The 4595-nt window shown below is 42.4% G+C and carries 5 protein-coding genes; 1 reads left to right on the top strand and 4 read right to left on the bottom strand.

Annotation, left to right across the window (positions count from 1 at the left end; all coding sequences use genetic code 11):
- Positions 1 to 300: 300 nt before the first annotated feature.
- The 4 genes from ADIAL_RS00160 to ADIAL_RS00145 all read right to left on the bottom strand — a co-directional run bounded on the left by ADIAL_RS00160 (position 301) and on the right by ADIAL_RS00145 (position 3219).
- Complete coding sequence (locus ADIAL_RS00160; RefSeq protein ID WP_034298456.1) at positions 301 to 825, bottom strand: GNAT family N-acetyltransferase; 525 nt, start codon at positions 823 to 825, stop codon at positions 301 to 303.
- 192 nt (positions 826 to 1017) lie between these two features.
- Positions 1018 to 2367, bottom strand: coding sequence for a glucose-6-phosphate isomerase (locus ADIAL_RS00155; RefSeq protein ID WP_034298453.1), 1350 nt, complete (start codon positions 2365 to 2367; stop codon positions 1018 to 1020).
- A gap of 36 nt (positions 2368 to 2403) precedes the next feature.
- A complete protein-coding gene (locus ADIAL_RS00150) occupies positions 2404 to 2796 on the bottom strand; it encodes a hypothetical protein (RefSeq protein WP_051503609.1) in 393 nt (130 codons plus the stop codon).
- A gap of 42 nt (positions 2797 to 2838) precedes the next feature.
- Positions 2839 to 3219: a CvfD/Ygs/GSP13 family RNA-binding post-transcriptional regulator gene (locus ADIAL_RS00145; protein WP_034298451.1), complete on the bottom strand. Its 381-nt coding sequence runs from the start codon at positions 3217 to 3219 to the stop codon at positions 2839 to 2841.
- A 155-nt stretch (positions 3220 to 3374) separates the two neighbouring features.
- Between ADIAL_RS00145 and ADIAL_RS00140 the strand changes: the two genes are divergently transcribed.
- Positions 3375 to 4550: a MalY/PatB family protein gene (locus ADIAL_RS00140; RefSeq protein ID WP_034298449.1), complete on the top strand. Its 1176-nt coding sequence runs from the start codon at positions 3375 to 3377 to the stop codon at positions 4548 to 4550.
- The last annotated feature ends 45 nt before the right edge of the window (positions 4551 to 4595 follow it).

Below are 4595 nucleotides of genomic sequence, written 5' to 3'. Positions count from 1 at the left end.
TCAAAGATCTAGCACTTTCGTTTGGCGTCGCTGTGTTAGCAGCAACTTTTATATCATACCATCGTCTCGATTGCTTGTCAACAACTTTTTAAAAGTTTTTTTTCAACCCCGTTTGAAGTTGGAAGCGTTACCTTGACTCGTATGACAGCTATTTAAGTATAGCTCATTGCTTTTTAGAAGTCAACGATTAATTTGAATTTATGTAAATCCTTAATCATTAAGTTGGCGTCTGTCTTTCTCAGCAACGAGATTAATCTTACCAAGGTTTATGAAAATAGTCAACACTTTACTGTAACTTTTTTAAATTTTCCACTCATAGAGATTATAATCCTGAAGGCCCTCTCCATTATTATAGTCTTTCACTGTAGACACGTAGGTAAAACCATTAGCCTGATAGAAAGCATTCAATTTACTGTTATTTCCAATACAATCCAGCCGAATAGCCTTTTTTTCTTTCTGACTGGCAATCCTTTTCGCTGCTTCTATCAGCTGAGCACCCACATTTTTTCCATGACATGATTTTTCCACGGCTATTCTATGAAGATAAACGCAATTCTCTACTTTTAGTTCGCTCCAAAGGTCGGCATCCCACTCGGACTGGGTGTCAAATAAAGTAAAGGTTCCCACAGGTTTTTTTCCTGTAAATGCCAGAAATACTTGTTTTCGTTCAATTGCCTGTCGCACATTATGCACATCTTCTCCTTTGAGCAGCCCTTTCCATTGCTCTGATCCTTTACTGTTTAACCATACAGCTGTGTCGTAAAGAATCTGCTCAACCACTTCGAGTTGGCTCGTAGCTGCTACATTAACTTCAATACTGTTCATACTCATCTCTCCTCAATTAATGTAATTTTACCCTTCCCATAGGTTTTGTCAAACAAACAGCGCTTAATGGGACGTTAGATGCCCCTTTTAGTCTCGAGAACAAAGCGACTACTTTATTTGTGCCTAACAAATCCTCAAGAACAAAAAAGTGAGCCGAAATGTCTTTCGGCTCACTGGTATCGTGTTATTGGTTTAAAGTCTTTTGTTCAGTTGGTCAGCAAGCTCTTCGAATCCTGGCTTACCAAGCAGAGCAAACATATTTTTCTTATAGGCTTCAACACCTGGCTGGTCAAAAGGATTGACGCTGTTCAGATAGCCGGAAATTGCTACAGCTATTTCAAAGAAATAGAATAAATATCCCAGCGTGTGAGCAGACGTGTCTGGAATTGTCAAGACAAAATTGGGCACTTCTCCATCTGTATGAGCCAGAAGTGTTCCTTCAAAAGCTTTTGTATTAACAAAGTCGATATCTTTACCCTCGAGATAGCCAAGTCCGTCCAAGTCCTCTTTCTCGGTTGGAATAGGCAGCGCTTTGGCAGGCTTGTCCACTTTGATGACCGTCTCGAATAGATTTCTTTGGCCTTCCTGAATATACTGTCCCAAGGAATGCAAATCTGTTGAGAAATTGGCGCTGGAAGGGTATATACCCTTCTGATCTTTTCCTTCTGACTCTCCAAAGAGTTGCTTCCACCACTCGGACAGGTATTGAAGTTTTGGTTCGTAGTTGATCAGCAGCTCTGTCACTTTACCTTTTCTGTAAAGAATGTTACGGAATGCTGCATACTGATAAGCACTGTTCTCTTCAAGGCTACTGCTTGCAAAATCTTCTCGGGCCTGCGCAGCTCCTTTCATCAATGCATTAATATCTCCTCCACCCACTGCAATAGGAAGTAGACCAACAGCTGTCAGCACAGAGAATCGTCCTCCTACATCATCCGGTATCACGAATGTCTCATAGCCTTCAGCATCTGCAAGGGACTTGAGTGCACCTTTGGACTTGTCAGTAGTTGCATAAATTCTTTCTTTTGCACTTTCCTCACCGTACTTATCAATCAGCAGCTGCTTAAACACTCTAAAAGCAAGAGCCGGTTCAGTCGTTGTACCTGATTTGGAAATAACATTGACAGAAAAATCTCTATCTCCAAGAACCTCGATCAGATCGCTGATATAAGTGGAGCTGATGTTGTTTCCAGCAAAAAAGATCTGCGGCGTGTCTCGTTTGTCGCTGCTTAACTCGTTGTAAAAAGAGTGGTTCAGGAAATCTAAAGCTGCCTTCGCACCCAGGTAGGAGCCTCCTATCCCAATAACAATCAGTACTTCCGAGTCTGACTTGATTTTCGCAGCAGCTTTTTCGATACGGGCGAATTCATCCTTATCATAATTTGCTGGCAGGTCTACCCACCCGAGGAAATCATTCCCTGGGCCACTTTTTTCGTGAATAAGCGCATGCGCTGCATCTACTTGCGGCTGCATGAAGCCGAGTTCTTGATCGTTGATAAAACGCCCTGTAACCTTGGAATAATCAAAATCTATCTTTGTCATAATTGCAATTCCTCCATACTATAGTATTCATTTAGTTTAAATGAGCAAAAACTGGGGTACCCCTGATATTTTCCACTGTTCGAGTGTAGATATGATATTCTCGGAATAAACCCAAGACAATTCGTCTTCACTCGAAAGCAGCTGATTCGGATACGTAAGGCTTTCGTCTTCATATACAAAGACGAAAAGCGGTATGCGGTTTTCGTCTACAATTGCATTAGTCAGTTCGTTCAGTTCCAGTTTTTCAATATTTAGATCTATAGCTTCTTTCAAGCGGCTGATGACACTTGCCAGTCCGGTCTGCTTGGGCTTGACAGCTGTTGCTAGGAACGCATACCCGCTATCCTCTTTTCTGACTAAGAAGACATAGCGTCCGTCTTCGTCCTTGACCAGGACCGTACAGGCCACATAGTGGTTTTCCTTCATCACGTCAATTAACACCTTTCTAAGTATATGATCAATACGAGAAACTTACTGCGACTGAGCTTCATTGATTTCTTTTAAGGCTAGATCAACCCACTCGGGCATTTTATCAGCTATGGACTTAAAACCAGTTCCTGTCTTTTTTCCGTACCGGGAAATGTTACGCCGGTTAGAAAACGGATGAAACTTGGGTTTTTGAAGACTTCGAAGAGATAAGCTTATCTTACGCGAATACTCGTCGATATCCATAATGAGTACGGTCACCATATCTCCAGTATTGACAATGTCTGTGATATTTTTGATGTACCCGTGCTTGAGCTCTGAAATATGGATCAGACCTTGTGTTTCGTCATCTATTGCAACGAACACACCATAGGGCTGTATCCCGATAACTTTCCCTCTTACCTTTTGTCCTATTTTATACACCATGAATTCCCCTCTCCGTCATCATGGTCAGATCGAAAATCACCACCACTATTATAGCACGAATACATTATGTTTGAAAACTGTGCGTCACTTATTTCATGCTTGATTTTACTTGAAGTATGACTAATACTGATAGAAACAGTTTAAGGAGTGATCAGGTGAGTTTTGATAATCAGATCGATCGTAAAAACACAGGAAGCGTCAAGTGGGATAAGGTGCGGCAGCTGTTTGGCAGAGAGGATGCTCTGGCCATGTGGATAGCAGACATGGACTTCGAAAATCCGCCTGCAGTAAAAAAGGCTCTTGAAAAACTGAGCACTGAAGCTGTTCTGGGCTATACTTTTCCGACGGACTCCCTTTATAAATCAATTATCCAGTGGCAGGATGACTATCATGGTATGTCTGTTTCAAAAAAAGACATCCTCTTTTCTCCCAGCGTTTTGTCATCGATTGCAGTAGTCATTCAGGCACTAACCCTTCCTGAAGACAGCATTCTGATTCATGATCCTGTGTATACACCCTTTTATACTGTGCCCAGGCAAAACGATCGGCAAGTATTCAGGTCTCCTCTCCTTATCAAGGAAGGACAGTACGTGATGGATTTGGATGATATTGAGAAACAGTTCCAGGAGCACGAAATCAAACTGTTTGTTTTAAGCAATCCCCATAATCCTGGAGGAAGAGTATGGTCTGAAACCGAACTGGCGGACCTAGTCGATTTATGCATCCGTTACGGTGTCTATCTGATCAGCGACGAGATACATAGCGATCTTGTCTACAGCAACTTGAACTGTACCTCCCCCGTTACCTTGAACCCCTCTTACACGAAGTGGATTGTTACACTCCATTCTGCTTCTAAAACATTCAACTTGGCTGGAGTTAAAGCTTCTTTCATGATTGTATTTGACACTGAATTAAGGCAGAAAATAAAGAAGATTCAACATCAGAGTGAACTGCACATACTAAACACTTTTGGTATGGCTGCAACCGAAGCAGCTTTTGCTCAGTCCCAGCAGTGGCAGCGTAATTTAATAAACTACCTGGAAGAAAACCGGTCGGTGATCACCGACTACTTTGACACTTACCTGCCCGACGTCTCCTATATGGTTCCTGAGTCTACTTATTTGTTTTGGTTCGAGACCTCTTCTCTTGGCATCAGTGACAGTCGGCTAAAAAAACACTTTGCTGAGAGAGGCAATATTGCTCTGAACGACGGCATCAGTTATGGCCCCAGTGGAAAAGGCTACATGCGTCTGAATTTTTCTGTTCCCAGACATGTGTTGCTTGACGCGCTGAACCGGATCCGACAAGTTTTCTCCACTCCCCGAAACTAAAAAAGCCCCCGACGAAGGCAAGCTGAACTGCACCCTGTCAAGTAG

This window comes from Alkalibacterium sp. AK22, assembly GCF_000585255.1.
Lineage (GTDB): Bacteria > Bacillota > Bacilli > Lactobacillales > Carnobacteriaceae_A > Alkalibacterium.
The sequence above is the reverse complement of the archived record's forward strand: the minus strand, read 5'-3'. Positions and strand labels throughout refer to the sequence as shown.